6 protein-coding genes are annotated in these 3,358 nt (G+C 70.8%); 2 read left to right on the forward strand and 4 right to left on the reverse strand.

What is annotated here, in order from left to right; all coding sequences use genetic code 11:
* The 3 genes from G6019_RS14035 to G6019_RS14045 form a co-directional block, all read right to left on the reverse strand.
* Positions 1 to 235 (reverse strand): hypothetical protein (locus tag G6019_RS14035; protein ID WP_182627833.1); only part of this gene is annotated, 235 nt, incomplete at its 3' end.
* Positions 232 to 594: an MTH1187 family thiamine-binding protein gene (locus G6019_RS14040; protein WP_182613180.1), complete on the reverse strand. Its 363-nt coding sequence runs from the start codon at positions 592 to 594 to the stop codon at positions 232 to 234. The genes G6019_RS14040 and G6019_RS14035, both read right to left, overlap by 4 nt.
* Before the next feature lie 24 nt (positions 595 to 618).
* The gene (locus G6019_RS14045) at positions 619 to 1,734 is read right to left on the reverse strand and encodes an LLM class flavin-dependent oxidoreductase (RefSeq protein WP_182613179.1); all 1,116 of its coding nucleotides are present in this window, start codon (positions 1,732 to 1,734) and stop codon (positions 619 to 621) included.
* 81 nt (positions 1,735 to 1,815) lie between these two features.
* Between G6019_RS14045 and G6019_RS14050 the strand changes: the two genes are divergently transcribed.
* Positions 1,816 to 2,241 carry a DUF1622 domain-containing protein gene (locus tag G6019_RS14050; RefSeq protein WP_107757896.1) on the forward strand — a complete coding sequence of 142 codons (426 nt, stop codon included), beginning with the start codon at positions 1,816 to 1,818 and terminating at the stop codon, positions 2,239 to 2,241.
* Positions 2,238 to 2,648 (forward strand): cupin domain-containing protein, encoded by a 411-nt coding sequence (locus tag G6019_RS14055; RefSeq protein WP_107755288.1) that lies wholly within the window; start codon positions 2,238 to 2,240, stop codon positions 2,646 to 2,648. The genes G6019_RS14050 and G6019_RS14055 overlap by 4 nt, the downstream gene beginning before the upstream one ends.
* Before the next feature lie 11 nt (positions 2,649 to 2,659).
* Here G6019_RS14055 and G6019_RS14060 read toward each other — a convergent pair.
* Positions 2,660 to 3,358 (reverse strand): SDR family NAD(P)-dependent oxidoreductase (locus G6019_RS14060; RefSeq protein WP_182627835.1); only part of this gene is annotated, 699 nt, incomplete at its 5' end.

Consider the following 3,358-nt stretch of genomic DNA (forward strand, 5'->3'; position numbering starts at 1 on the left):
GCAACACCGCCAGCGCGCTCCACAGCAGGACATCGAATGTCCCGGCCTCGGGGGAGACGAGTTCGACCGTCGCCACCACGAGCGCGCCGATCCCCCCGAGCGTGGTGGCCAGCACGTACGCGAGGGTCTGCGGACCGCGCGGGCCGGGGCGGTGCGCACCGGACCCGGCGGCGGATCCGGAATCGTCCACAGTGGAGTCGCTGCGCGGGTGATCCGAGGGGACGCGGGAGCTCACGGGGCGACCGCCTCGTCGTCGTCGCCCCTCTCCCCTCCCCCGGGATCCGCCGCCAGGCCGTGTCGCATGCGGTGCTCCACCCTGTCCACCTTTCCGCGCAACTCACCTGAGCGGCCGGGCCTCAGGTCGGCCTTGAGGACCAGGCTCACCCGCGGGGACACCGCCAGCACGGCGTCGGTGGCGGCGCGGATGACGGGCATGACCTCGTCCCAGTCGCCCTCGATGGTGGTGAACATCGACGTGGTCTCGTGGGGCAGCCCGGAGGCGCGGACCACCCGGACCGCCTCGGCGACGGCCTCGCTCATGGACGCTGAATCGTCCGCGGTCGTGGTGGGTGCGACGGAGAACGCGAAGAGCATGTCCCCACGGTAATACCCGGTCCGTCAGCCGCGGGACACCTGCTGCGGCACCCCGGGGTCGTATCCGGCCCCGGCCAGCAGTTCCCGGACACGAGGGATGACCTTGCGCCCGTAGAGATCGATCGAGTTCATGAGGTGCTCGTGCGGGGTCGGCCCGCTGGCGTACTTGAGGTCGAAGCGGTCCAGCCCCAGCGTGCGCACGGTCGCGGCGATCTTCTGCGCGACGGTCTCGGGCGAGCCGACGTACATCGCCCCGGACCGCACCTCGCGGTGGAAGTCGGCCTCGCTCGCGTCCCCCCATCCGCGCTCGCGCCCGATCTGGTTGCGGTTGACCAACCAGTGCGGCAGCGCCAGGGCGGCGGCCTTCTCGTCGGTCTCCGCGACGAATCCCGGCGAGTGCACCGCGATCGGCAGCCGCGGGGCGTCGGTGCCCGCCAGCTGCGCATTCGCCTGGCGGTACAGGTCGGCGAAAGGCGCGAACCGGCCGGCGGGCCCGCCGATGATCGCCAGCATGAGGGGCATGCGGTAGCGGGCCGCACGCACCACGGATTCGGGACTGCCGCCCACCGCGATCCATGCGGAGAGCCCGTGCTCGGTCTCCGGGTAGACGCGCTGGTCTACCAGGGGCCGCCGTAGCTCGCCGGACCACGTCACCGGCGCCTCGGGCAACAGAGCCGCGAACAGGTCCAGTTTCTCGGAGAACAACTGCTCGTACTGCTGGAGGTCGAGCCCGAACAGCGGGAACGACTCGGTGAAGGACCCGCGCCCCAGCACCACCTCGGCGCGCCCGTTCGACAGGGCGTCGATCGTCGAGAAACGCTGGAACACACGGACCGGGTCGTCGCTGGACAGAACGGTGACCGCCGAACCGAGGGTGATGCGCTGCGTGCGGGTGGCGATCCCGGCGAGCACGACATCCGGGGCGGAGACCGCGAAGTCGGGGCGGTGGTGCTCACCCACCCCGAAGGCGTCGACCCCCACCTCGTCGGCGAGCACCGCCTGGTCGACGACATCCCGGATGACCTGGGCATGGTGGACGCGGGCGCCGCTGGAGTCGACCGTGGTGTCACCGAAGGTGTCGAGGCCCAGCGCGACGGACTGTGACGACGACGCGGGGGTGGAGGCGCTGTGCTGAGTCATTCCCCCATATTAGTTGACTTGTCAACCATAGTGTTCGCGCAGGTCCCGCACGCCCCTGCCGGGCCGGTCTACAGTTCCTCCATGACGTTCTCGGAGGCCGTGGAACTGGTGGGCAAGACGATCGACGCGGCGGGCGTGGCCGCCATCGTGGTGGGCGCGTTGGTGGCCGCCCTGTTCGCCCTGGACCCGCGCCGCCGGTCCGGCCCGGAGAACGACGCCTACACCGCGTTCCGTCGCCGACTCGGCCGCGCGATCCTGCTGGGGCTGGAGCTCCTGGTGGCCGCGGACATCATCCGGACCGTCGCGATCTCACCGAGCTACGACTCGGTGGGGTTGCTCGCACTCGTCGTGCTCATCAGGACCTTCCTCAGCTGGTCGCTCGAGCTCGAGATCTCGGGCCGGTGGCCGTGGCAGAAGGGAACCGGATCGCGCGGCGGGCGCGCCCGGCATGATGGAGACGACCGGGCGCGAGCCGACGTGCACGAGAGCGAGAGGACCACACCATGACCGCCAGTGATCACGGACCCCACCCCTACGTCGTCAACATCGAGGACGAGACCCTGTCCAACACCAACTACCGCACCACGCTGTGGACCGGAAAGCATATGCAGATGACGGTCATGGCGATCGCTCCCGGGGACGACATCGGCCTCGAGGTGCACGAGGACCACGACCAGTTCCTGCGCGTCGAGCAGGGCCGGGGTCGCGTCCAGATGGGGCCGGCCGAGGACCGGCTGGAGTTCGACGAGGAGGTCGGCGACGACTGGGTGATCCTCGTCCCCGCCGGGTCGTGGCACAACGTCACGAACATCGGGGACGAGCCGCTCAAGGTCTACTCCATCTACGCGCCGCCGGAGCACGCGCACGGCACCGTGCACGCGACCAAGGCCGAGTCGGACGCCGACGAGCACTGAACGACGGCGGGTCAGGCTCCGGCGGGATCCGCGCCCCTCCGGAGCCTGGTCGCCCGCACATACCTGGTGAGCATCCGGTCCATCAGCGCCGGCGACAGGCGCTGGAGCCGCCACGTCGCCCGCGCCCGGGCGGGTTCGATCACGAGAGCCCGGTTACTCCCGATCCCGCGCAGCACGCTCTGGGCCAGCAGGTCCGGGTCCAACGGTTCCCGCACACCCTGACCCTCCAGGTAGTAGTGCCGTCCGTCGAAACCCTCGAGCTCGCCCTTGTCCAGGATCGCGGTGTCCACCGCGGCCGGGCAGACCACGGTCACCCCCACGCCGTGGCCGGCCGCCTCCGCACGCAGCGAGAGCCCGAGCCCCACCACGGCGTGCTTGGTCGTGGCGTAGCTGGTGATCAGACCCGCAGGACACAGCCCGCCCATGGAGGCGGTGAGCACGAGCGACCCCGATCCCCGGCGGATCATCTCCGGGTACGCGGCGTGGACGCAGTGCACCACGCCGCGGATGTTCACGTCGATGATCGCGTCCCACTGCGCCAGGGTCAGCAACTCGGTGTCCCCGCCCCAGGTGATGCCGGCGTTGGCGAACATCAGGTCCAGACCACCGTGTTCGGCGACCACCTCGCCCACCAGGTCCGACACCGCCGCCGCGTCGGTGACATCGAGCGCGGCCGCCCGGGCGCTCCCGCCAGCCGCGGGGAGCTCCTC

This window comes from Dietzia sp. DQ12-76 (assembly GCF_014145045.1).
GTDB lineage: Bacteria > Actinomycetota > Actinomycetes > Mycobacteriales > Mycobacteriaceae > Dietzia.